The 21,895-nt window shown below is 55.5% G+C and carries 19 protein-coding genes and 6 tRNA genes; 12 read left to right on the forward strand and 13 right to left on the reverse strand.

Annotation, left to right across the window (positions count from 1 at the left end; all coding sequences use genetic code 11):
- Positions 1 to 107 precede the first annotated feature (107 nt).
- The gene (locus tag E5C26_RS17425; RefSeq protein ID WP_135317709.1) at positions 108 to 1,799 is read left to right on the forward strand and encodes a sensor histidine kinase; all 1,692 of its coding nucleotides are present in this window, start codon (positions 108 to 110) and stop codon (positions 1,797 to 1,799) included.
- Complete coding sequence (locus tag E5C26_RS17430) at positions 1,796 to 2,530, forward strand: LytR/AlgR family response regulator transcription factor (protein WP_135317431.1); 735 nt, start codon at positions 1,796 to 1,798, stop codon at positions 2,528 to 2,530. The genes E5C26_RS17425 and E5C26_RS17430 overlap by 4 nt, the downstream gene beginning before the upstream one ends.
- Positions 2,531 to 2,540: 10 nt before the next feature.
- Here E5C26_RS17430 and E5C26_RS17435 read toward each other — a convergent pair whose 3' ends face one another.
- The gene (locus E5C26_RS17435; protein ID WP_135317432.1) at positions 2,541 to 2,888 is read right to left on the reverse strand and encodes a DUF2502 domain-containing protein; all 348 of its coding nucleotides are present in this window, start codon (positions 2,886 to 2,888) and stop codon (positions 2,541 to 2,543) included.
- A 394-nt stretch (positions 2,889 to 3,282) separates the two neighbouring features.
- On the opposite strand from E5C26_RS17435, the gene E5C26_RS17440 reads away from it, so the two are divergent.
- The gene (locus tag E5C26_RS17440) at positions 3,283 to 4,509 is read left to right on the forward strand and encodes an L-lactate MFS transporter (protein ID WP_135317433.1); all 1,227 of its coding nucleotides are present in this window, start codon (positions 3,283 to 3,285) and stop codon (positions 4,507 to 4,509) included.
- Between the two features lie 63 nt (positions 4,510 to 4,572).
- Here E5C26_RS17440 and glk read toward each other — a convergent pair whose 3' ends face one another.
- Both glk and E5C26_RS24660 read right to left on the reverse strand, forming a co-directional pair.
- On the reverse strand, positions 4,573 to 5,538 hold the full coding sequence (glk, locus tag E5C26_RS17445; protein WP_135317710.1) for a glucokinase: 966 nt from the start codon (positions 5,536 to 5,538) through the stop codon (positions 4,573 to 4,575).
- Between the two features lie 182 nt (positions 5,539 to 5,720).
- Positions 5,721 to 5,879: a hypothetical protein gene (locus E5C26_RS24660; RefSeq protein WP_167796668.1), complete on the reverse strand. Its 159-nt coding sequence runs from the start codon at positions 5,877 to 5,879 to the stop codon at positions 5,721 to 5,723.
- On the opposite strand from E5C26_RS24660, the gene E5C26_RS17450 reads away from it, so the two are divergent.
- Positions 5,878 to 7,125, forward strand: coding sequence for an ion channel protein (locus tag E5C26_RS17450; RefSeq protein ID WP_135317434.1), 1,248 nt, complete (start codon positions 5,878 to 5,880; stop codon positions 7,123 to 7,125). The genes E5C26_RS24660 and E5C26_RS17450 overlap by 2 nt on opposite strands.
- Here E5C26_RS17450 and E5C26_RS17455 read toward each other — a convergent pair.
- Positions 7,122 to 7,814 (reverse strand): aspartate/glutamate racemase family protein, encoded by a 693-nt coding sequence (locus tag E5C26_RS17455; RefSeq protein WP_135317435.1) that lies wholly within the window; start codon positions 7,812 to 7,814, stop codon positions 7,122 to 7,124. The genes E5C26_RS17450 and E5C26_RS17455 overlap by 4 nt on opposite strands.
- 66 nt (positions 7,815 to 7,880) lie before the next feature.
- On the reverse strand, positions 7,881 to 8,333 hold the full coding sequence (locus tag E5C26_RS17460) for a multidrug/biocide efflux PACE transporter (protein ID WP_135317436.1): 453 nt from the start codon (positions 8,331 to 8,333) through the stop codon (positions 7,881 to 7,883).
- Positions 8,334 to 8,490: 157 nt separating this feature from the next.
- Here E5C26_RS17460 and E5C26_RS17465 point away from each other — a divergent pair, with 157 nt between their 5' ends.
- The gene (locus tag E5C26_RS17465) at positions 8,491 to 9,381 is read left to right on the forward strand and encodes a LysR family transcriptional regulator (RefSeq protein ID WP_135317437.1); all 891 of its coding nucleotides are present in this window, start codon (positions 8,491 to 8,493) and stop codon (positions 9,379 to 9,381) included.
- Here E5C26_RS17465 and E5C26_RS17470 read toward each other — a convergent pair.
- Positions 9,357 to 11,018 carry an alpha-keto acid decarboxylase family protein gene (locus E5C26_RS17470; protein ID WP_135317438.1) on the reverse strand — a complete coding sequence of 554 codons (1,662 nt, stop codon included), beginning with the start codon at positions 11,016 to 11,018 and terminating at the stop codon, positions 9,357 to 9,359. The genes E5C26_RS17465 and E5C26_RS17470 overlap by 25 nt on opposite strands.
- A gap of 248 nt (positions 11,019 to 11,266) precedes the next feature.
- On the opposite strand from E5C26_RS17470, the gene mgrA reads away from it, so the two are divergent.
- Together mgrA and E5C26_RS17480 are read left to right on the forward strand one after the other, a co-directional pair.
- A complete protein-coding gene (gene mgrA, locus E5C26_RS17475; protein WP_135317439.1) occupies positions 11,267 to 12,256 on the forward strand; it encodes an L-glyceraldehyde 3-phosphate reductase in 990 nt (329 codons plus the stop codon).
- Between the two features lie 229 nt (positions 12,257 to 12,485).
- Positions 12,486 to 12,896, forward strand: a complete 411-nt coding sequence (locus E5C26_RS17480) for a DUF2502 domain-containing protein (RefSeq protein WP_135317440.1) — start codon at positions 12,486 to 12,488, stop codon at positions 12,894 to 12,896.
- A 44-nt stretch (positions 12,897 to 12,940) separates the two neighbouring features.
- On the opposite strand, the gene E5C26_RS17485 is transcribed toward E5C26_RS17480, so the two are convergent.
- On the reverse strand, positions 12,941 to 14,173 hold the full coding sequence (locus tag E5C26_RS17485) for an Nramp family divalent metal transporter (RefSeq protein ID WP_135317441.1): 1,233 nt from the start codon (positions 14,171 to 14,173) through the stop codon (positions 12,941 to 12,943).
- A gap of 378 nt (positions 14,174 to 14,551) precedes the next feature.
- Between E5C26_RS17485 and E5C26_RS17490 the strand changes: the two genes are divergently transcribed.
- Positions 14,552 to 15,739, forward strand: a complete 1,188-nt coding sequence (locus tag E5C26_RS17490; protein WP_135317442.1) for a NupC/NupG family nucleoside CNT transporter — start codon at positions 14,552 to 14,554, stop codon at positions 15,737 to 15,739.
- A gap of 126 nt (positions 15,740 to 15,865) precedes the next feature.
- Here E5C26_RS17490 and E5C26_RS17495 read toward each other — a convergent pair.
- The 3 genes from E5C26_RS17495 to gltX form a co-directional block, all read right to left on the reverse strand.
- Positions 15,866 to 15,941 (reverse strand) — tRNA-Ala (locus E5C26_RS17495).
- A 60-nt stretch (positions 15,942 to 16,001) separates the two neighbouring features.
- Positions 16,002 to 16,077: transfer RNA gene (locus E5C26_RS17500), tRNA-Ala, on the reverse strand.
- Positions 16,078 to 16,337: 260 nt separating this feature from the next.
- On the reverse strand, positions 16,338 to 17,747 hold the full coding sequence (gene gltX, locus E5C26_RS17510) for a glutamate--tRNA ligase (protein ID WP_135317443.1): 1,410 nt from the start codon (positions 17,745 to 17,747) through the stop codon (positions 16,338 to 16,340).
- A gap of 292 nt (positions 17,748 to 18,039) precedes the next feature.
- Between gltX and E5C26_RS17515 the strand changes: the two genes are divergently transcribed.
- The 4 genes from E5C26_RS17515 (at position 18,040) to E5C26_RS17530 (ending at position 18,429) form a co-directional block, all read left to right on the forward strand.
- Positions 18,040 to 18,115: transfer RNA gene (locus E5C26_RS17515), tRNA-Val, on the forward strand.
- Between the two features lie 40 nt (positions 18,116 to 18,155).
- Positions 18,156 to 18,231: transfer RNA gene (locus E5C26_RS17520), tRNA-Val, on the forward strand.
- A gap of 39 nt (positions 18,232 to 18,270) precedes the next feature.
- Positions 18,271 to 18,346 (forward strand) — tRNA-Val (locus E5C26_RS17525).
- Between the two features lie 7 nt (positions 18,347 to 18,353).
- A tRNA-Lys gene (locus E5C26_RS17530) sits at positions 18,354 to 18,429 on the forward strand.
- Between the two features lie 216 nt (positions 18,430 to 18,645).
- Here E5C26_RS17530 and dhbA read toward each other — a convergent pair.
- The 3 genes from dhbA to E5C26_RS17545 are packed head-to-tail and all read right to left on the reverse strand — an operon-like array spanning position 18,646 to position 21,890.
- Complete coding sequence (gene dhbA, locus E5C26_RS17535; protein WP_135317444.1) at positions 18,646 to 19,404, reverse strand: 2,3-dihydro-2,3-dihydroxybenzoate dehydrogenase; 759 nt, start codon at positions 19,402 to 19,404, stop codon at positions 18,646 to 18,648.
- A complete protein-coding gene (locus tag E5C26_RS17540; RefSeq protein ID WP_135317445.1) occupies positions 19,404 to 20,258 on the reverse strand; it encodes an isochorismatase in 855 nt (284 codons plus the stop codon). The genes dhbA and E5C26_RS17540 overlap by 1 nt, the downstream gene beginning before the upstream one ends.
- A 3-nt stretch (positions 20,259 to 20,261) precedes the next feature.
- The gene (locus E5C26_RS17545) at positions 20,262 to 21,890 is read right to left on the reverse strand and encodes a (2,3-dihydroxybenzoyl)adenylate synthase (RefSeq protein WP_135317446.1); all 1,629 of its coding nucleotides are present in this window, start codon (positions 21,888 to 21,890) and stop codon (positions 20,262 to 20,264) included.
- Positions 21,891 to 21,895: the final 5 nt, after the last annotated feature.

The raw sequence follows: 21,895 nt of genomic DNA on the forward strand, positions 1-21,895 counted from the left end.
CGCTGCCCCGTGGCGCGCCGCCTGGCCATCACGGGGTTAATTCGCTGTGATATACTCCCCGTATCTTTCCGCCGCAGCGAGAGCCCGCCGTGCACCCCTTTTTTGAAATGCTGTTAGCGGTATTTGATCGCGCCGCGTTGATGTTGATCTGTCTGTTTTTCCTCACCCGCACCCGGTTGTTCCGTCAGCTGCTGCAAAAAGAAGACCATACGCCGCTGGAGCTGGCCATGGTCACCGCCATCTTCTCGCTGTTTGCCCTGTTCAGCACCTATTCCGGCGTTAACGTTGAAGGTTCACTGGTCAACGTTCGGGTGATCGCCATCATGGCCGGCGGCATTCTGTTCGGCCCCTGGGTGGGGATTATTACCGGCATCATTGCCGGGGTGCATCGCTACCTGATAGATATCGATGGCATAACCTCGGTTCCCTGCCTGATCACCAGTATCATTGCCGGGATCGGTGCCGGGTATATCAACCTGAAGGTGAAGAAAGAGCAGCGCTGGCGTGCCGGGATCATCGGCGGCATGCTGTGCGAATGCCTGACCATGCTGCTGATCGTCCTGTGGGCCAAACCTACCGAACTGGGGCTGGATATCGTCTCCAAAATTGCCCTGCCGATGATCCTCGGTACGGTATGTATTGGCCTGATCGTGCTGCTGGTGCAGAGCGTGGAAGACGAAAAAGAAGTGATCGCAGCCCGTCAGGCCAAACTGGCGCTGGATATTGCCCGCAAAACGCTGCCTTATTTTCGCAATATCAACAGTGAAACGCTGGCCACCATCTGCGACATTATCCGCCAGGATATTCAGGCCGATGCGGTAGCCATCACCGATACTCATCAGGTGCTGGCCTATGTCGGCGTGGGTGAAGAAGCCTATCCGATTGGCCGCGAAGGATTAAGCCGCGTGACCCGTGAAAGCATCCGGCACGGCAAGATCATTATCAAAAACAATCTGGAAAACCCGGCCACGCCGCAGATCCACTCGCAATTGGTGATCCCGCTGTGGGAGAAAGGCGAAGTGACCGGCGCGCTGAAAATTTATTACTGCCACGCCCATCAGATCACCAATACGCTGAAGGTGATGGCGGTCGGCCTGTCGCAGATTATCTCCACCCAAATGGAAGTCTCGCGCATTGAGCATCTGCGCCAGATGGCGGACAAAGCGGAAATGCGCGCCCTGCAAAGCAAGATCAACCCGCACTTCCTTTTCAACGCGCTTAACGCCATTTCGTCCTCGATCCGCACCAATCCGGACACCGCGCGCCAACTGATTATCAACCTGTCACGCTACCTGCGCTATAACCTGGAGCTGAATGACGAGTTAATCGACATCCGCAAAGAGTTGCATCAAATCCAGGATTATATTGCCATCGAACAGGCACGCTTCGGCGCCAAGCTGACGGTGATTTATGATATCGATGACGATATCTCGGTGCGCATCCCCAGCCTGCTGATCCAGCCGCTGGTGGAAAACGCCATCGTGCACGGCATCCAACCCTGTAAAGGCAAGGGCGTGGTGGTGATCGCGGTGAAAGATCAGGGTGACCGGGTCAAGATTTCGGTCAAAGATACCGGCCACGGTATCGACCCACAGGTCATCGAACGCGTGGCCCGCAATGAGATGCCAGGGCACAACATCGGTCTGCTGAACGTGCATCACCGGGTGTCTCTGCTGTACGGCGAAGGGCTACGCATCCGTCGTCTGGAGCCGGGCACCGAAATTGCCTTTTACATCAGCAAAAATGGCGGCAAACTGCCGGTAGAGAACAACACACTGCCGGTCGGGGAACTCTCATGAAAGCCATCATCGTTGAAGACGAATTCCTCGCGCAGGAAGAACTCAGCTATCTGATTAAAAAACACAGCAATATCGTGATCGAAGCCACCTTCGAGGACGGGCTGGACGTGCTGAAATACCTGCAAACCCATCAGGTTGACGCCATTTTTCTCGATATCAATATTCCATCGTTGGACGGGGTGCTGCTGGCGCAGAACATCAGCAAATTCGCGCACCGTCCTTCTATTGTTTTCATCACCGCCTATAAAGAGCACGCGGTGGAGGCATTCGAAATCGAAGCCTTTGACTATATCCTCAAGCCCTATCACGAAGCGCGCATCGTCACCATGCTGCAGAAATTGGAGGCGCTGCATAACCGCCCCGCCACGTTACCGGAGCAGGCCAGCGCACCGAATCGCAGCAGCCACAGCATTAACCTGATCAAAGACGAGCGGATTATCGTTACCGACATCAACGACATTTACTATGCCGCCGCCGATGAGAAAGTGACGCGGGTTTATACCCGGCGCGAAGAGTTTGTGATGCCGATGAACCTGACCGAGTTTTACGGTCGCCTGCCTGAAGAGCACTTCTTCCGCTGTCACCGTTCCTACTGCGTCAATCTGTCAAAAATCCGTGAAATCGTGCCCTGGTTCAACAACACTTATATTCTGCGGCTGAGCGATCTGGATTTTGAAGTGCCGGTCAGCCGCAGCAAGGTGAAAGAGTTTCGCAAACTGATGCGTTTATAATCGCCAGCCGTTACCAACGCGGCCCTGGGCGGTAGTAATAGCCCGGTGGTGGCGGTGGTGGCATGCGGTAATGCGGGCGTTCTCGCCATTCACGTCGTGGCGGGCCGTAATAAATCACCCGTGGCGGCGGACCATAGTAATATCCGCGCGGGCGTTCATAGCCCCGATATTCATAACCCCGATGTTCGGACCACCAGCGCGGATCGCGCCAGCGACCACCGTCCCAATAGTGACCACGATCATCGCGATCGCCAATGTGTAATGAAAGGCCCGGTACATTTACGCCAATCGATACGTCCGCGTGGCTCACCAATGGCAGTGACAGCAGCGCGGCCAATAACAACAGTATTTTTTTCATTTCAACTCCTGCAGAGCGGAACCTGTCCGTTCGCAGATAACATAGATCTGCACCGAACGCCGCTCTATAGGAACAATGCCCATTTACGCCTTTCACTCATATCCTTCACAATTTGAACACAATCACCGCCGCAAGATGGGCGAACAATCGCTAACATTCTTGATATAGATCACGTGGCGCCAGCTGCATTTCACCCCCTTTTAGGCCCTAAAACGGCAACTCATGCGCCCTCAGCGGCATTTCATTCCTTCCCTTGTGCAACTCATTCCAGATCCGCCGCCGGCTGGTACTACCAGCCATATAATATGCCCATACCGCGGGGTTCAAGACAGCGCCCGCAAATTTCAGCCAACGGCTAACGCCCGGCAATGCACACACAGGAAGGAGCCCGGCCATGAACACCAAACCGGCAAATCGCAGCTTAATCGTTCTGGGTACCATCATCTGCCAGATGGGTCTCGGTACTATCTATACCTGGAGTCTGTTCAACCAGCCGTTGGTCGACAAGTTCCACTGGGGCCTCGGCGACGTTGCCACCACCTTCTCCATCACCAGCTTCTTCCTGGCCTTCGCCACTTTATTTGCCGGCAAATTGCAGGAACGTTTCGGCATCCGCAACCTGACCCTGTGCTCCGGCATCCTGGTGGGGCTCGGCCTGATTGCCAGCGCCTACGTCAGCTCACTGGATATGATTTACCTGCTGGCCGGTGTGGTGGTTGGTTTCGCGGTCGGTATCGCTTATATCTCTACCCTGTCTAACCTGATCAAATGGTTCCCGGCCAACAAAGGGCTGATCTCCGGTATCTCGGTCGGGGCTTTCGGTAGCGGCAGCCTGCTGTTCAAATACGTTAACGCCGCATTGATTGCCGACGTTGGTGTGTCCTCTGCCTTCTTCTACTGGGGTGCCATTGTGATGGCGCTGATTGTGCTGGGCTCTCTGCTGTTGAAAGAGCCGGTACTGGTGAGCCAGTCTGCACAGCAAAATACAAGCGGCCTGGGCAATGACTTCAGCGTTCGCCAAATGCTGGCGACCAAAGAAGCTTACCTGTTGTTCATCATCTTCTTCGCGGCTTGTATGAGTGGTCTGTATCTGATTGGCATCGTGAAAGACATGGGCGTACAACTGGCCGGGATGGACCTGGCTACCGCCGCCAACACCGTTTCTGCCGTCGCCATCTTCAACACCGCGGGCCGCATCATTCTGGGGACGCTGTCCGATAAAGTGGGCCGCATGCGCGTCATCAGCTTCACCATGCTGGTTACCGTACTGGCGATTGTGGCGCTGAGCTTCCTGACCCTGAACCACACCTTATTCTTCATCTGCGTCGGTGCCGTCGCCTTCTGCTTCGGTGGCAACATCACCGTCTTCCCAGCCATTGTCGGTGACTTCTTCGGCCTGAAAAACCACAGCAAAAACTACGGCATCATCTATCAGGGCTTCGGTCTGGGCGCACTGGCCGGTTCGTTTGTCGCCAAATACTTCGGCGGTTTCCACGCAACCTTCATCGTGATTGGTGTGCTGTCCATTGCTTCCCTGGTTATCACCCTGTTCATCAAAGCACCGAAAGCGGTAGCCCAGGAAGAAGAACACTTCTCGCAGGCGGATCTGGCAAAAGCCTAACGCCTTAAACGCTAAAAGGGGCGCAACCTGTGGGTTGCGCCCCTTTTTTTATCGCTGCGATTATTACAGATGCATACCCAGAGTCTGGCGCAGGTGAGCGCCGGCACCCAGCAAACCGGGTTGCCCGTGGGTGATCATAAATACCGGAATGTCATGCACGTAATCCTTGAAGCGTCCTTTATCCTCGAACGCAGCACGGAAACCGGAGGCTTTGAAGAACTCCATAAAGCGCGGCACTATGCCACCGGCGATGTAAACGCCGCCAAAGGTGCCGAGGCTGAGCGCCAGGTTGCCACCAAAACGCCCTAAAATTACGCAGAACAGCGACAACGCGCGGCGGCAATCAATGCAGCTGTCGGCCAATGCGCGCTCGGTAATGTCCTTCGGCTCCAGCTTTTCCGGCAGACGGTTATCGGATTTGACGATAGCGCGGTAAAGATTGACCAACCCCGGCCCGGACAGCACGCGCTCGGCAGACACATGGCCCACTTCAGCGCGTAACACCTCCAGAATGATATCTTCCTCTTCACTGTTCGGTGCGAAATCAACGTGGCCGCCCTCGCCCGGCAGGCTCACCCAACGACGATTAACGTGCACCAGATGCGCCACCCCCAAACCGGTCCCGGCGCCATACACCGCAATCGGTTTGTCTTTCTGCGCGCTGCCACCGCCGAACTGCAATACGTCGTCTTGCGACAGCATCGGGATCGCCATCGAAACGGCGGTAAAGTCGTTGATCACTTCCAGATGGCTCAACCCCAGACTGGCCTTCATCTGTTTAATCGAAAACGCCCAGGTATGGTTGGTCATCGCCACCCAGTCTTCAGTCACCGGGCAGGCAATGGCGATACAGGCGTCCTGCACCTGGAGATCCTGCTCTTTCAAATATTGGCGGATGACCGCCTCCAGGCTGTCAAACTCCAGGCCGGAATAGGTTTTCGCCTGGGTAATTTCACCCGTCGCCACAGTGCACAACGCCAGGCGGGCATTAGTGCCGCCTACATCACCTACGAGGGCATAAGTCATCAGTATCTTCTCCGCGAAATGAATAATAGAAAGCTGCCCACACTGTAAAATCCCGCTGCAAAAACAACAATCACCATCCTCTGCGCAGCCATCCATTAGCGATCCGGATCACAAAAAACGTTTCAGCCAACCCTTTTCATCCCCATCTGAAACAAATTGCGGCAAAAAACGCGCCATGGTCACTGTTAACCGTCATGACAGAAAGGCACTATTAACCGGCTGCGGCCTTCACGCCCGGCCGGAAATATCATGCGTGCCAGCGTGCCAATTGTCTGGCAAGCTGTGGCCACAACCATCACCCGTTCGGCCTGCCATCCAGGGCCATTGATAAGGGATCCTTGCATGCTGCACCCGCGCGCCAATGCCATGTTGGCTTTCGCTCTGCCCGCTCTCGTTATCGGTTCGGCCTCAAGCCTGGTGCTTATTCTGGTGATGAAATTCGCCGATGCGCTGCAGCGGCTGCTGTGGGTGAATATTCCTGCGGCTATGAATATCGATACCCATTCGCCCTGGTGGCTGATCGGCATTCTGACGCTGACCGGTGTCGCCGTTGGGCTGATAATCCGCTATATGCCTGGCCATGCAGGGCCCGATCCGGCCACGGAATCCCTGATTGGTATGCCATTGCCGCTTTCGGCGCTGCCCGGTCTTGCACTGGCACTGCTCGTGGGCCTGGTCGGCGGCGTCAGCCTGGGGCCGGAAAACCCCATCACCGCCATCAATATTGCGTTGGTGGTGGCAATAGGTTCGCGCCTGCTACCGAAAGTCCCGCGCATGGACTGGATTATTCTGGCTGCGGCCGGCACCATCGGCGCACTTTTTGGTACCCCGGTTGCCGCCGCGCTGATCTTTTCGCAAACCCTGGCCGGTAATAATGACGTGCCGCTGTGGGATCGGCTATTTGCCCCGTTAATGGCGGCGGCGGCCGGTGCGGTCACTACACAGCTCTTTTTCACGCCGAACTTTGCCCTGCAGCTTGACCCCTACACCGTCACCCGGCTGTCGGATATTTTCAGTGGTTCCATCGTCGCCCTGATCGCCATCGCGCTGGGCATGGTGGCGCTATGGAGCTTTCCGCACGCCCACCGGCTGTTCCACTCGATAAAAAATCCGGTGCTGATGCTGGGGTTGGGCGGTTTTGTGCTTGGGTTGCTGGCGTTAATCGGTGGTGACATCACCCTGTTTAAAGGGCTCGATGAAATGAAGCGGCTGGCGATGGGCGAGAACTTTTCGGTCACGGAGCTGCTGCTGATTACACTGACCAAGCTGGCGGCGCTGGTGATTGCTGCCGCCAGCGGTTTTCGTGGCGGACGCATCTTCCCGGCCGTATTTATCGGGGTGGCGCTGGGGCTGATGCTGCATCAGCATGTTCCGGCAGTGCCGGCGGCCATTACCGTCTCCTGCGCCATCATGGGCCTGGTGCTGGTGGTCTCGCGCGACGGCTGGCTCAGCCTGTTTATGGCCGTGGCCGTGGTGCCGGAGATGCATCTGCTGCCGGTACTCTGTGTAGTGATGCTGCCCGCTTGGCTGGTGCTGGCGGGCAAACCGCTGATGCTGGTGGGCAAACGCCACTCTGCGCAGGACGATTAAGCAAGCGCGTATTCCGCTGCGGCGCGCGCATGGATAGCGGTGGTGTCGAAGACCGGCACTGATGCATCCTGCGCGCCGACCAGCAGGCCAATCTCGGTGCAGCCGAAAATGATGCCTTGCGCCCCCTGCTGTTCCAGGTTGCCGATAATACGGCGGTATTCATCGCGCGACGCATCGCGGATCTTCCCCAGGCACAGCTCTTCATAAATGATGCGGTGCACAATATCGCGATCGGCCGCCACCGGGGTCACCACTTCAATGCCGTATTTTTCCTGCAAGCGTCCACGGTAAAACTCCTGCTCCATGGTAAAACGCGTGCCGAGTAACCCGACGCGGCGAATGTCCTGCTGGCGCACCTGCAATGCCGTGGCATCGGCAATGTGGATCAACGGCAAACCGCTGGCCTGTTCAACCGCGTCCGCCACCTTGTGCATGGTGTTGGTACAAATGACGATGGCCTGCGCACCGGCGGCACGCAGCGAGGCCGCAGCCGCAGCCAACAAACGCCCCGCGCCGTCCCAGTCGCCCTGATGCTGCAGGCGTTCAACCTCGTGAAAATCGACGCTATAGAGCACAATTTTGGCCGAGTGCAGGCCACCGAGGCGCTCTTTAACCTGTTCATTGATCATGCGGTAATAAGGGATGGTTGATTCCCAACTCATGCCGCCCAGCAGGCCCAACACTTTCATCCTTTGCTCCTCCATCATTGCTGTAATTATCCGACATTACCTGAGAATCGCAGTGATGACGACGCCTTATTTAGCCGAGGAATTGACCGGCTGACGTGCCTCGAACCAACGCTGACGCAGGGTATCGTACGCCCAGTTATAGAACATGGTGTACGGCAGGAAGAACAGGAAGAAACCAAGTTCCAGCATAAACGCCTGCACAAAAGAGATGTTCAGCATCCAGGCGGCAATCGGCACGCCGATCAACACAAACCCGGCCTCAAAGCCCAGCGCATGAAACACCCGTACCTTAAGATTACGCACCACGCGGCCCACTGGCCACAGGCGGTCAAAAACGGTGTTATAAACCATGTTCCATACCATGGCGACGGTGGACAACATCACTGCCAACGCACCGACCTGTACCATCGAACGGTTTAGCAACCACGCGCCCAACGGGGCGCAGATCATCACTGCGATGGCTTCGAAACCGACGGCGTGGACGATACGTTCAATGAAAGACTTGTTTTGCAGTTGCATACATCACCTGTTTTATCCCTTATGAATTTGTAGGGGCGCTGCATGCCGCGCCCGCATAAATTGGAGCGAATATATTCGCCCCCTACTAAACTCAGGTGATTATCATCGATTTTTTGGGTAGATTAAAAATAGGTTCCATCGATAAAGTAGATACATCATGCGCTATTCCCCTGAAGCCCTACAGGCGTTTGTTGAGGCTGCCGCCCTCGGCTCCTTCTCTGCCGCCGCACGCAAGCTACGCAAAAGCCAGTCCACCGTCAGTACCGCGATCGCCAACCTGGAGGCCGACCTCGGGCTGACGCTGTTTGATCGTCAGGCGCGACAGCCGGTATTAACCGCCGCCGGCCATAAGGTGCTGGGTCATGTACAGGCGATCCTCACGGCCAGCGAACGTCTCGACGCACTGAGCATTCGGCTGGCGGGCAATATAGAACCCCGTCTGACCATCGTCTTTTCCGATACCTATCAGCCCACCCACCACGATCGCCTGATGCAGCACTTTGAACAACGCTATCAGGATATCGAGCTGGAGTGCATGATCGCCGAAGACGGCGACGTATTGGATCTCTTGCAAAGCGGCCGCGCGCATCTGGGTATGGTGGAGGTTCAGGCCAGCTATCCGCCGGACATCGGCTTTGCACGCCTGCCGGAACAAACGGAAATGGGGCTGTTCGTCACCCACTCGCACCCGCTGGCTCAGACACCCGCCCCGACGCCGGAGCAACTGGCCAGCACCCGCCAACTCTATCTGAACACCTACACCGGCAGCGGTGCCTCCCGTCCTCAGGGCCGGGTGTGGTCGGCCCCCAGTTACCTGATGCTGTTGGAAATGGCGGAGCAAGGGGTGGGTTGGGCCGCGTTACCCCACTGGCTGGTGAAACAATACGGCCATGACAAGTTGACCGAGCTCAAGCCCCGCGGCTGGCCTAAGCTGATTTCAGTGGATGCGGTATGGTCGAAACTGACCCCGCCAGGGCCGGCGGGGTATTGGTTGCTGGAACGCCTGCTGGAGAACGCGGCGGATCAGGCTGCCGCGTTACGCGAGTGAATGGCGCGTGAAACGCTATCGAGCAGTTCGGGAATGTCCATCTTCGGCAGCATCACTTCCACAAAGGCCAGTTGCGGGCTGTCGCCCACTTCTTTCAGCGCCTGGCGTAACTGTTCCGGGTCAGCGACCCGCAGCGTTTTCACCTGATGCTCGCCCGCCAACGCCTGCGGTAACTGCGTCCAGTTCCACTGGGCGATATCGTTGTAACGCTGTTGCGGGCCGTGAATCGCCCGTTCAACGGTATAACCGTCATTATTCAACAGGAAGATCACCGGCTTTTGCCCATCACGCAGCATCGATCCCAGTTCCTGCGCCGTGAGCTGAGCCGAACCATCGCCAATCAGCAATACCACCCGCCGATCCGGCTCCGCCGTCTGTGCACCGAACGCCGCCGGCAGGGTGTAACCGATAGAACCCCACAGCGACTGGACGATAAACCGGCAGCCTTGCGGCAGGCCAAGCGCCGCCGCACCAAAGCAGGCGGTGCCCTGTTCGGCGATCAAAATATCGCCTGGGCGCAGAAAGTCCTGTATCTGTTGCCAAAATCCGTGCTGATCCAGGCCACTGCCGCTCGAGTCCGGCAACGCCGGGCGTTTAATCGCCGGTAATGACCATTGTTTTGCCAACGACAACGTCAACTGGTGCAGTGCTATTACCGCGTTACGCAGCGGGATTTGGCTGAAGACCTGCTGCCCGACTCGCGCTTCAAACGGCTGAAGATCAATGCATTTTTCTGCCGGCAGATGATGGCTGAAGCCGGCGGTAATGGTATCGGTAAAGCGCACGCCGACGTTAATCACCACATCGGCCCCTTCAATCAGTTGCTTCACCTGTGGATCGCTGGCGGCACCGGCGTAGGTGCCGGTAAAGCAGGCATGGGTTTCATCCAATACGCTCTTGCCCAGCAGCATGGTTGAATGCGGTATCTCAACCTCATTCATCCACTGTTCCAACACTTTTTCCGCCCCAAAACGTTCCGCCAAAAAATCCGCCAGCAGCGAAACCCGCCTGGCCGGTAACAGCATTTCTCGCGCGGCAGCGATAAAGGCTTGCAGTGACGCCTGGGAAAGATGCGCCTGGCGTAGCACCAGCGGCGCAGGCCGGGAGGTTAAGGGGGCTTCCGCCACCTCACTGGGTAACACTATATAGACCGGACGGTGCTCAAACAGCGCGATGGTCAACAGACGATCGATTTCCGCCTCGGCGTTGTCGGGGGTAAGGCTGGCCTGCGCCACGGTCACCTCTTTCGCCATACGGGCAAAGTGGCCAAAGTCACCATCCCCCAGCGAATGGTGCAGCAAATCCCCGGCCCGCTGCGCGCGTAACGTTGGGGCACCCACCACGTGGATCACCGGCAGATATTCGGCGTAGCTACCGGCAATACCGTTGAGCGCGCTGAGTTCGCCTACGCCAAAGGTGGTCAGTAAAGCGGCGGCCGGTTTACAGCGTGCGTAACCATCTGCGGCATAGGCGGCATTGAGTTCATTCGCGCAGCCTACCCAGGTAATTTGCGGATGACTGATGACATGATCGAGAAACTGCAGGTTGTAGTCACCCGGTACGCCAAAGAAATGCCGAATGCCGATCTGAGCCAAACGATCGAGTAGGTAATCAGCCACTCTATAAGTCTTATTCATGATCATCACCTGCCAGCACCTGAGATTATTAGTATTAAGTATCGAAGGTGATGGACAAATTTCGAGCTTTATATCTAAAAAGCGCTTGGCAACCCAACGTTACACCCGTGCCCTATTGGCAGGCAGGAGAAAGACTTCATTAGTCATATTGATAACGCTGTGGCGATTAAGCGTGATCGGGGACTCTGACAACCCTTGTGAAAACGCATACACTAAAATTCATTTCACCTCTGCTGAAAAGGGTTCCTATGCTCTACCAGGCTGATTCTTCACGTTACCAAAATATGGAATATCGCCGCTGCGGCCGTAGCGGCCTGAAACTGCCGGCCATTTCACTCGGCCTATGGCATAACTTTGGCGACACCACGCTGTATGACAATGCGCGTAAATTGATCCATTGCGCATTCGACCGTGGGATCACTCATTTTGATCTGGCCAACAACTATGGCCCACCGCCCGGTTCCGCCGAGGAAAACTTCGGCCGTATTCTCAGCGCTGACCTGAAGCCCTGGCGCGATGAGCTGATCATCGCCTCGAAAGCCGGTTACACCATGTGGCCTGGCCCTTATGGCGACTGGGGATCGAAAAAATACCTGGTTGCCAGCCTGGATCAAAGCCTGCGGCGCATGGGGCTGGACTATGTGGACATCTTCTACCACCACCGCCCGGATCCGGATACGCCGCTGGAAGAAACCATGGCGGCGCTGGATTTGCTGGTGCGTCAGGGCAAGGCACTGTACGTCGGGCTGTCCAATTATCCGGCCGACCGTGCACGCCAGGCGTTTGATATTCTACAAAAACTTGGCACGCCGTGCGTGATCCACCAACCGAAATACTCGATGTTTGAACGTTGGGTTGAGCCAGAACTACTGGACACGCTGGAAGAGCACGGTGTTGGCTCCATCGCCTTCTCACCGCTGGCCGGTGGCCTGCTGACCGATCGCTATCTGCAGGGGATCCCGCAAGATTCACGCGCCGCCAGCAGCAGCCAATTCCTGCAACCTGGTCAACTTACCGATGATAAATTGGATAAAGTGCGCCGGCTCAATGCACTGGCGCAACAGCGCGGGCAGAAGCTGTCGCAAATGGCGCTGGCCTGGGTATTACGAGGCGACCGCGTCACTTCGGTACTGATTGGTGCCAGCAAGACCAGCCAGATAGAAGATGCTGTCGGCATGTTGGCTAATCGCAGCTTCAGCGATGACGAAATAGCTCAGATCGAACAGATATTAATGTAATCGCTTACAATTATCGCCGGTCTCCCCACCGGCGATACCCTCTTTACGCCAGACAAATCTTAAATCACTCGTCCCCGATCGTTTTTCAGATTCTCTCTAAGATTCAACCCTATCCGCACAGGCTAAGATGCCGCTATTGCAGGTAAAACTATAAGGCCATTTTATAAACTGATGAACGCGCTTCATTACTTATAAATCGGCCAAACCGCTGCGGCGGAAAGGAGAATTCATGTTTAAACCTCTGTTATTGGCCGCCCTGTTGGTGGCGTCGACACTGCCCGCCATGCAGCAAGCCCAGGCTGACGGCCTCAGTATCGATCTGATGCCGGGCGTTTCATTACGCATCGGTGAACAAGACAACCGTGGCCGTTACTGGGACGGTTATGACTGGCGCGACCGTGACTGGTGGCAGGGTCACCAGGGGCGCTATCTGGGCGACCGCAACCGCCGGGGCTATAACTGGGATGGTTATCGCTGGCGCGACAATGATTACTGGCGCAAAAATTATTACTATCATGATGGGCGTTATCGTAAATACGATAAGCACTACTACAAGCATCATGATAAGCATGACTGGAAAGATCGACGTCATGATGACCGCGATCATCGCCACCATGACCATGGCGACCACGACGACTGACCGCAAAAGGCCGGCATCATGCCGGCCTTTCATTTCATCCCCGCTCACAGCAGGCTACTGACCAGCAGATAACCGTTCAGCCCCACCACCACCACCACGATCAACTTTCCCAGCGTCTGTATGGTGCGACTGTTCACCATCTCGCCCATCAACTCACGATTACCGGTGAACGACAGCAACGGCACCAACGCCAGTGCAATACCGAAACTCAGCAATACCTGGCTCAGTACCAAAATGCGTGTGGCATCCATCCCCAACATAATGACGATAAACGACGGCAACATGGTGACCACGCGACGCACCCACAGCGGAATGTAAAAACGCACGAATCCCTGCATCACCACCTGCCCCGCCAGCGTGCCCACCACGGTAGAAGATAACCCGGCGGCCACCAGGCTCAGTCCAAAAATAGTGGCCGCCGCCTGCCCCAACAAGGGTTGCAGCGTCAGATAGGCCTGGTCGAGATCGGTAATACCGCTGTGACCATTAAAGTGAAAGGCAGCCGCGGCGGTGGCCATCATCGCCAGGTTAACAAACCCGGCAATGGTCATGGCAATGGCCACATCGACCTTGGTAGCAGCATACCTGTCGGCCTTGGAGTTTTCCCCGGCCGCCTGGGTTAACGACGAATGCAGATAAATCACGTGCGGCATAATAGTGGCGCCAAGCACCCCGGCGGCCAGAAACACCGCGTCACCGTTCGGCAAATCCGGCAGCGCCATGCCTTTTAACAGCGGGCCCAACTGTGGCTGGGAAAACACCAGTTCCACCATATAGGCCAAAGCGACAAACAGCAGCAGGCTGCCAATCACCCACTCTAAAGGTTTTTGCCCACGTTTTTGCAACATCAGGATCAGGAAGGTGGCGATACCGGTCAGGATCGCCCCCTCCAGCAACGTCACGCCCAACAGCAGTTTGAAACCGATAGCCGCGCCGATGAATTCGGCCAGATCTGTGGCCATGGCAATGATTTCTGCCTGTACCCAGTAAGCCCACACCGCCGGACGTGGGAAACGATCGCGAATATGCTCCGCCAGATTTTTTCCGGTAGCAATGCCCAGTTTGGCGGACAGCAGTTGGATCAGCATCGCCATCACATTGGCCCACACCACCACCCACAGCAGGGTATAACCAAAAGAGGCACCGGACTGGATATTGGTGGCGAAATTACCGGGGTCAATGTAGCCGATAGCCGCGATAAATGCGGGGCCCATCAGGGAAAGTTTGATTTTCCTGGATGAACTCGGAGTGGTCTCAACCACGCGACTGTTCAGCATGTTCTGAACCCTTACTTCTATTAAGCCTGGGGTCATTTTATGTAAATGATAATAATTATCAAGTGCATTTAGAGCGGTAATACTTATCTCTGCGATAGCTAAAAACCACGGGTTTAACGAAAGGTTTAGCGGGTAGATGAACATTTTCCGCACTCTTCCGGGCCGGATCCAGGGCATATTCCGTCTTATTATCAAATTACCCCAAGAATAGGAATTTCATATGACTTCATTAAGCTCTTGATTTTTTATGCTTTACCGTACTAGTTTAGGACGTTTCCCAGTATGAATTTCCATATTTGCTATAGACCTCTCGTTTTTAAACGTGGCGTTACATAAAATGACATCCGAAATTCAGCCTGCCTCAAGTTTGGAGCAAACATGTCCCATATTGCGCACTTTGCGTTAGCGTTGGTGGTGGTCGCGATCCTGGCACTTTTAGTGTGCCGCGATCGTAAAAGCATCCGCATTCGCTACGTTATTCAACTGTTGGTTATTGAAGTACTGCTGGCCTATTTTTTCCTGCATTCGGAAGCGGGTTTAGGCTTTGTAAAAGGATTCGCAGCGCTGTTTGACAAGCTGCTCGGGTTTGCTGGGCAAGGGACTGAGTTTGTATTCGGCGGTATGGGTGATAAAGGTTTGGCCTTCTTCTTCCTGAAGGTACTGTGCCCCATCGTCTTCATCTCCGCGCTGATCGGTATTCTGCAATACATTAAAGTACTGCCGTTTGTCATCCGCATCATTGGTACCGTGCTGTCAAAAGTCAACGGTATGGGCAAGCTGGAATCGTTCAACGCCGTCAGCTCGCTGATCCTGGGCCAGTCTGAAAACTTCATTGCCTATAAAGATATTCTGGGCAAGATGTCTGAAAAGCGCATGTACACCATGGCGGCGACCGCGATGTCTACGGTTTCCATGTCCATCGTCGGCGCTTACATGACCATGCTGGACGCCAAGTTTGTGGTAGCAGCGCTGGTACTGAACATGTTCAGCACCTTTATTGTGCTGTCATTGGTCAACCCGTATGACACCAGTAAAGAAGAAGAGCTGCATCTGGGCAATCTGCACGAAGGCCAGAGCTTCTTCGAAATGCTGGGTGAATACATTCTGGCTGGTTTTAAAGTCGCTATTATCGTTGCTGCGATGCTGATCGGCTTTATCGCCCTGATCGCCGCGCTCAACGGTCTGTTCAGCGCCATCTTCGGTCTGAGCTTCCAGGAAATTCTGGGCTACTTCTTCTATCCGTTCGCCTGGATTATGGGTATTCCTAAGCACGAAGCGTTGCAGGTGGGCAGCATCATGGCGACCAAACTGGTTTCCAACGAATTCGTGGCGATGATGGAACTGCAGAAAATCTCTGCGGAACTCTCTCCTCGCAGCATGGGTATTCTGTCGGTGTTCCTGGTTTCCTTCGCCAACTTCTCTTCCATCGGCATTGTTGCCGGTGCGATTAAAGGGCTGAACGAGCATCAGGGCAACGTGGTGTCCCGCTTTGGTCTGAAGCTGGTTTACGGTTCAACGCTGGTCAGCATCCTGTCTGCATCCATCGCAGGCCTGGTTCTGGGCTAAACCGAAACATCAGTCACACTCAATACCAAGGTCGCTTCGGCGGCCTTTTTTAATGCCTGCAATTCGGTATTCGGAAAGGAAAGACAGAAAGCAAAAAGCCGACCCTGAGGTCGGCTTTTTAAATGGTGGTGGAGCTAGACGGGATCGAACCGTCGACCTCTTGCATGCCATGCAAGCGCTCTCCCAGCTGAGCTATAGCCCCACAAAAGTGGTACGCTTTAACCGGCGTTACGGCATTCCCCAACCCTTCTGAGATAAAGGTTGGTGGAGCTAGACGGGATCGAACCGTCGACCTCTTGCATGCCATGCAAGCGCTCTCCCAGCTGAGCTATAGCCCCAATCCACAATCACAAAAACCTGTGAACGGGGCGCATAATATGAAACCCACTCTTAGCTGTCAACGGCTAAATTGCATTCCTGCTTCAAGCGCTGAAAAAGCCGCCAAATCAGCGCGTTTGCTGTTAAAAATTGAGCGTTATACCCCAAACTATGACCCCAGCGCGGCGCACCAGGAATTCGCCATCAAGTAACAGAGACAAAAAAGCCCCGGGATTGCTCCACGGGGCTTTGTCATTAACAGGCAGGGAAACTCTCAGCCTTAAGCTTCACGCCCGGCAATGTAAGCCAGCGCCAGGTCGATGCGCTGCAGAGAACGTTTCTGACCAATAGCATGAACGGTTACATCCATACCTGGTGACTGACCGGCACCGGTAACCGCTACGCGCAGCGGCATACCTACCTTGCCCATACCTACGCCCAGCTCATCTGCCGTGCCCTGAATGGCGTCATGCACGTTTTCCGGCGTCCAGGCAGTGATGGCGGCCAGTTTGGCGCGCACCGCTTCCAGTGGCTGACGAGCCACCGGACGCAGGTGCTTTTTGGCGGCGTCAGCGTCGAACTCGCTGAAGTCTTCGTAGAAGTAACGGCAAGACTCGGCCATTTCCTTAAGCGTTTTGCAGCGCTCGCCCAGCAGCTTAACGATATCTTTCAGCTCAGGGCCATTACGGGTTTCGATACCCAACTGCTCAACATGCCACGCCAGGTGCACTGCCACTTCTTCGGCCGGCATATGGTTAATGTAATGGTGGTTCAGCCACTGCAACTTCTCGGTATTGAAGGCACTGGCAGATTTGTTGATCGCTTCCAGGGTAAAGAACTCTTTCATCTCATCAATAGAGAAGATTTCCTGGTCGCCATGAGACCAGCCCAGACGCACCAGATAGTTCAGCAGTGCCTGCGGCAGGTAGCCGTCGTCACGGTACTGCATCACCCCTACCGCACCGTGGCGCTTCGACAGTTTTTTACCGTCGTCACCGAGGATCATTGAAACGTGTGCGTATTCCGGCACCGGCGCACCCAGCGCTTTCAGGATGTTGATCTGGCGCGGGGTGTTGTTGATGTGGTCTTCGCCGCGGATCACGTGACTGATTTCCATATCCCAGTCGTCTACCACTACGCAGAAGTTATAGGTTGGCGAACCGTCGGTGCGGCGGATGATCAGGTCATCGAGCTCCTGGTTGCTGAATTCGATCGGGCCGCGGATCTTGTCGTCGAAGATCACCGAGCCTTCCTGCGGGTTACGGAAACGCACCACGTGTGGCTCGTCATCGGTATGGCTGCACTGGCTGTCGCGGCAGTGGCCGTCGTAACGCGGTTTTTCACCGTTTTCCATCTGCTTTTCACGCAGCGCTTCCAGACGTTCCTTCGAGCAATAGCATTTATAGGCAGTACCCTGCACCAGCATGTCGTCAATCACCGCGTTATAGCGGTCAAAACGTTTGGTCTGGAAGTACGGGCCTTCGTTCCAATCCAGGTTTAACCAGTTCATGCCATCCATAATTGCGTCGATCGCGTCCTGGGTTGAACGTTCCAGATCGGTATCTTCGATACGCAGAACGAACTCACCACCCGCATGACGGGTGAACAACCAGGAGTAAAGCGCAGTACGGGCACCACCGACGTGAAGATAGCCGGTTGGGCTCGGTGCAAAACGGGTTTTGATTTTCATTGGGTTCACTGCCTTATTACGCAACGCGTGTCGGCGGTTGCCGACGATTGCTCGGAATTTAAAAAAGTGGGCAACATTGTACCACCACGCGCTAATTCCTCAACGCTGACACGATATTGCCATGGCTGATTTCATCATCTCTGCGGCGCTTTACGCATAACAATGTGCAAAGATTCGACATTGCAGGCGATAAATATCGCATCCTGTTTAAATTTGCGGCGAACGATTGAAATCATTTTAAAAACCGTTGACTCACTTTCAACTATCCCTATAATGCGACTCCAACAAGACGGGGCGATTAGCTCAGTTGGTAGAGCATCTCCTTTACACGGAGGGGGTCGGCGGTTCGAGCCCGTCATCGCCCACCATCTTGTTGAGCAGTAAAGCAGTAAGAAATGAGAAGAATGAGGGTGATTAGCTCAGTTGGTAGAGCATCTCCTTTACACGGAGGGGGTCGGCGGTTCGAGCCCGTCATCACCCACCACTCATTCTCTTGTTTGGCAGTACCCGGAAGTTCTGAAGTGGGTGATTAGCTCAGTTGGTAGAGCATCTCCTTTACACGGAGGGGGTCGGCGGTTCGAGCCCGTCATCACCCACCACTTCTGCGGGTCGTTAGCTCAGTTGGTAGAGCAGTTGACTTTTAATCAATTGGTCGCAGGTTCGAATCCCGCACGACCCACCAATACAGAAAAAAGCGCCTTTTGGCGCTTTTTTCGCATCTGTCGTCCGGAAGTCATCCAGATCGCTATAACTCCCCTTTACCTCATAATGTTGCCAACCAGCGTAGGCACTTAATTGGTAGGGGTCGAACATGTTCGACCCGATGTAACCTATTAATCATTCAATCGGGCGCAGCATGCGGCGCCCCTACTATTAGCCACAAGGTAAAACCTGATGATCAGGCCGCCAGCGTCGCCCCGCCGTCAATCACAATATCCTGCATGGTGATATGGCTGGCGCGATCGGAAGCCAGGAACAAAATGGCATCGGCGATTTCCTGTGGCTGAGCAATTTTACCCAGCGGAATGCCCAGTTTGAACTGTTCCGGGAAACCGTTAATGGTGTTCTGCTCGCCGGTTTCGTCCTGCCACATACCGCGCTGCATGGGCGTATTGGTCGATCCTGGCGAAACCAGGTTGCAACGTACGCCATAAGGGGCCATTTCCAGCCCTACGGTGTTGCACAGGCTGCGTAATGCCGCCTTGGAGGCACAATAAGCCGCCATACCTACGCGTGGCACATGCGCGGCGTTAGACGCCACGCTAACAATCGCACCGCGTCGTTGACGGCGGAATACCGGCAAGGCGTGACGGAACAGATTAAATGCCCCACCGGCATTGACCGCCAGGCAAGCCAGCCAGTCTGCGGTGCTGGTTTCGTCCGCCAGCCCCATGCGCAGAATACCGGCGCCGTTGACCAGCACGTCCAATTCACCCTGTTCCGCCAACAAACGCCCACAAACCCGGTCTACCGCGTCACTGTCGGCGATATCCAGCACTTCGGTGCGGAATGCGTATTCCGGCTCACCAAAATGTTTATCAAAGCCAATCACTTCGGCACCGGCCTGCACAAATGCCAGTGCCGTTGCCAGACCAATCCCGGCTCCAGCGCCAGTGACCCAGACTCGCTTACCGGCGAAATCGCCCCGTTGCTCCATCAGGCTTTTCCCTCCGACAACAACGCCCACCAGCCATCGATGGTCGGGTTCTTGGCCAGCGCGATAAAATCAATATCGCCACGAATTTTACGCCAGCGTGCCGCCAACTCCATGATACGCACCGAATCCAGACCGTAGTCGATCAGGTTTTCATCGTCGCCCATGTCTTCGCTGTCTTCATCGAGGAAAGGCATGATTTGCTGGCGCAGCGCAGCCTTGTTGGCAATGCCCGGCAACAGTTCGGCGGTGGTCACCACGCGGCCACAACGGCCGGCGGTATAATGCAGCGCCATCAAATGCTCTTCGCGGGAGAAATCGGCCAGGCCATCAGCCACCATAAACGGCTGAATATTACGCATGAAGGCGTCGATTGCCGTAGTCATGCAGCCGATATGGGCGTAGACGCCACAGATAATCAACTGATCGCGCCCCGACTCCTGCAGAATTTCCTGCAGCGGTGAGCGGTGGAAAGCACTGTAGCGCCACTTCACCAACACCGTATCGTCTTCTTCCGGTGCCAGAGCGGCGACCACCGCCTGCTGTTCCGGGTGCTTGTTCAGGCCAGGTCCCCACATATCATTCAACAAGGCACGATCCTCATCGCTCTGCTGATTAGGCTGCGCGGTGTAAAACACCGGAATACCCTGTGATTTGCAGTAACGACGCAGGTTGGCGATATTCTCCACCACCTGCTTGATCAACGGGCTGTCTTCACCCCAGAAATTCAGGAAATACTGCTGCATATCATGGATCAACAGTGCAGCGCGCTGCGGTTCCACCGTCCAGCTCACTTTGTTGGTCGGCAGTTCAGCCTGAGTCGGCAACGCGTAATCATTAAGTTTTGGAATGGCCATGACTTATTCTCCCTGGACCAGAGTCAGTTGTTGCGCCTCCAGGCGTTGGCGCAACAGTTTTTTATCCACTTTGCCAACCGGGGTGAGTGGCAGCGTATCAACCTGTATGAAGCGATCGGGTAATTTAAATTCGGCCACGCCCTCGCCGCGCAAATGGCGGCGCAACACCACCGGCTTCAACGCGCTGGTCGCGATGATATAGGCGCAGCTTTTTTCACCCATCAGCTCATCCGGCATCGACACCAACGCCGCATTGATCACTTCCGGGTGGCGCAATAACAGGTTTTCGATTTCTTCCGCCGCGATCTTTTCCCCACCGCGGTTAATCTGATCTTTCTGGCGCCCTTCAACCTTCACATAGCCATCTTCGGTCAGGCTGATCAAATCGCCGGAACAGTAGAAACCGTCCTGATCAAAGGCGGCAGCGTTGTGCTCCGGACTTTGGTAATAGCCACGGAAGGTATAAGGGCCACGGGTCATCAGACGCCCGGTTTCTCCCACCGGCAGCGGGTTGCCTTCATCATCGGCCACCCACAGCTCGTCATCTGGTGACATCGGGCAGCCCTGGGTAGTCAGGATATGCTGGTCGTCGTCGTCCAGGCGGGTGTAGTTCACCAGGCCTTCCGCCATGCCGAACACCTGCTGCAACTGGCAGCCGATCTCGGCCGGAATGCGTGCCGCCAGAGTTTCACTCAGCTTGGCGCCGCCCACCTGCAGCAGCTTAAGGCTGGCCAGTTGCTGGCAACCGCCCCACTCCTCAATCGCCTGCAGCCACAGCGTCACCGCCGGCGGCACCAGCGCCGTCACGTTAATCTGATGCTGCTCGATCAAACGGAAACATTGTCCGGCATCCGGATCGCTGGCAAACACCGCCAGCCCGGCGCCATAAAACACGCCAAGGATGCCCGGAGAACTCATCGGATAGTTGTGGGCTACCGGCAGCGCGCACAGATAGCGGGTATCGACATCAAAATGGCAAATTTCCACGCTACGGCGAATGCTGTAGTAGTAATCGTTGTGGGTACGTGGGATCAGCTTTGGCGTGCCGGTGCTGCCACCGGAAAGCTGGAAAAATGCTACCTGATCGGCCGGGCTTGGCGTCGCGACAAAATCACTGCTGTCCTCTTCCAGCCAGGCCGCCAGCGACTGCTCGCCCCCGTCCTGATTGCGCAGTGCCACCACGCGCAGTGAAGAATGCTCGGCGCGAAACGCCGTCAGGAACTCGTCGTTGCCAAACAGGCCATGCTGACGGTCGGCAATCAGCAACGCCGGTTTGATCTGCACGGCGTAGGCGTTCAGCTCGTTACGTTGATGGCTGAACAGCGCATTCACCGGCACCACGCCAATTTTCAACAACGCGAAAAAGGTCACATAGAACTCGACCACGTTGCCCAACTGCACCAGCGCAGTCTCTCCGCTTTGAATGCCACGCCGTTGCAGGGCAGCGGCCAGCCGATCGGAGAGCTGATTAAGCCGCCGATAGCTCAGGCTTTGCTCCGGGTCGATCAGCGCGATGGCGTCATTTTTGGCCTGGCGAGTGATGATGTCGGTCAGGGGCCGGTCGGTCCAATAGCCGCGTTCGCGATAACGATGGGCTAACGCCTCAGGCCAGGGGGTAAAAGCAATGGTCATCAGAA

The sequence above is a fragment of the Serratia proteamaculans genome (genome assembly GCF_004684015.1).
Classification (GTDB): domain Bacteria; phylum Pseudomonadota; class Gammaproteobacteria; order Enterobacterales; family Enterobacteriaceae; genus Serratia; species Serratia proteamaculans_F.

Bases quoted from the DNA above. Each gene is read 5' to 3' on its own strand.
- E5C26_RS17425 (WP_135317709.1), top strand. From the start codon at position 108: ATGCTGTTAGCGGTATTTGATCGCGCCGCGTTGATGTTGATCTGTCTG.
- E5C26_RS17430 (WP_135317431.1), top strand. From the start codon at position 1,796: ATGAAAGCCATCATCGTTGAAGACGAATTCCTCGCGCAGGAAGAACTC.
- E5C26_RS17435 (WP_135317432.1), bottom strand. From the start codon at position 2,888: ATGAAAAAAATACTGTTGTTATTGGCCGCGCTGCTGTCACTGCCATTG.
- E5C26_RS17440 (WP_135317433.1), top strand. From the start codon at position 3,283: ATGAACACCAAACCGGCAAATCGCAGCTTAATCGTTCTGGGTACCATC.
- E5C26_RS17450 (WP_135317434.1), top strand. From the start codon at position 5,878: ATGCTGCACCCGCGCGCCAATGCCATGTTGGCTTTCGCTCTGCCCGCT.
- E5C26_RS24660 (WP_167796668.1), bottom strand. From the start codon at position 5,879: ATGCAAGGATCCCTTATCAATGGCCCTGGATGGCAGGCCGAACGGGTG.
- E5C26_RS17455 (WP_135317435.1), bottom strand. From the start codon at position 7,814: ATGAAAGTGTTGGGCCTGCTGGGCGGCATGAGTTGGGAATCAACCATC.
- E5C26_RS17460 (WP_135317436.1), bottom strand. From the start codon at position 8,333: ATGCAACTGCAAAACAAGTCTTTCATTGAACGTATCGTCCACGCCGTC.
- E5C26_RS17465 (WP_135317437.1), top strand. From the start codon at position 8,491: ATGCGCTATTCCCCTGAAGCCCTACAGGCGTTTGTTGAGGCTGCCGCC.
- E5C26_RS17470 (WP_135317438.1), bottom strand. From the start codon at position 11,018: ATGAATAAGACTTATAGAGTGGCTGATTACCTACTCGATCGTTTGGCT.
- mgrA (WP_135317439.1), top strand. From the start codon at position 11,267: ATGCTCTACCAGGCTGATTCTTCACGTTACCAAAATATGGAATATCGC.
- E5C26_RS17480 (WP_135317440.1), top strand. From the start codon at position 12,486: ATGTTTAAACCTCTGTTATTGGCCGCCCTGTTGGTGGCGTCGACACTG.
- E5C26_RS17485 (WP_135317441.1), bottom strand. From the start codon at position 14,173: ATGCTGAACAGTCGCGTGGTTGAGACCACTCCGAGTTCATCCAGGAAA.
- E5C26_RS17490 (WP_135317442.1), top strand. From the start codon at position 14,552: ATGTCCCATATTGCGCACTTTGCGTTAGCGTTGGTGGTGGTCGCGATC.
- gltX (WP_135317443.1), bottom strand. From the start codon at position 17,747: ATGAAAATCAAAACCCGTTTTGCACCGAGCCCAACCGGCTATCTTCAC.
- dhbA (WP_135317444.1), bottom strand. From the start codon at position 19,404: ATGGAGCAACGGGGCGATTTCGCCGGTAAGCGAGTCTGGGTCACTGGC.
- E5C26_RS17540 (WP_135317445.1), bottom strand. From the start codon at position 20,258: ATGGCCATTCCAAAACTTAATGATTACGCGTTGCCGACTCAGGCTGAA.
- E5C26_RS17545 (WP_135317446.1), bottom strand. From the start codon at position 21,890: ATGACCATTGCTTTTACCCCCTGGCCTGAGGCGTTAGCCCATCGTTAT.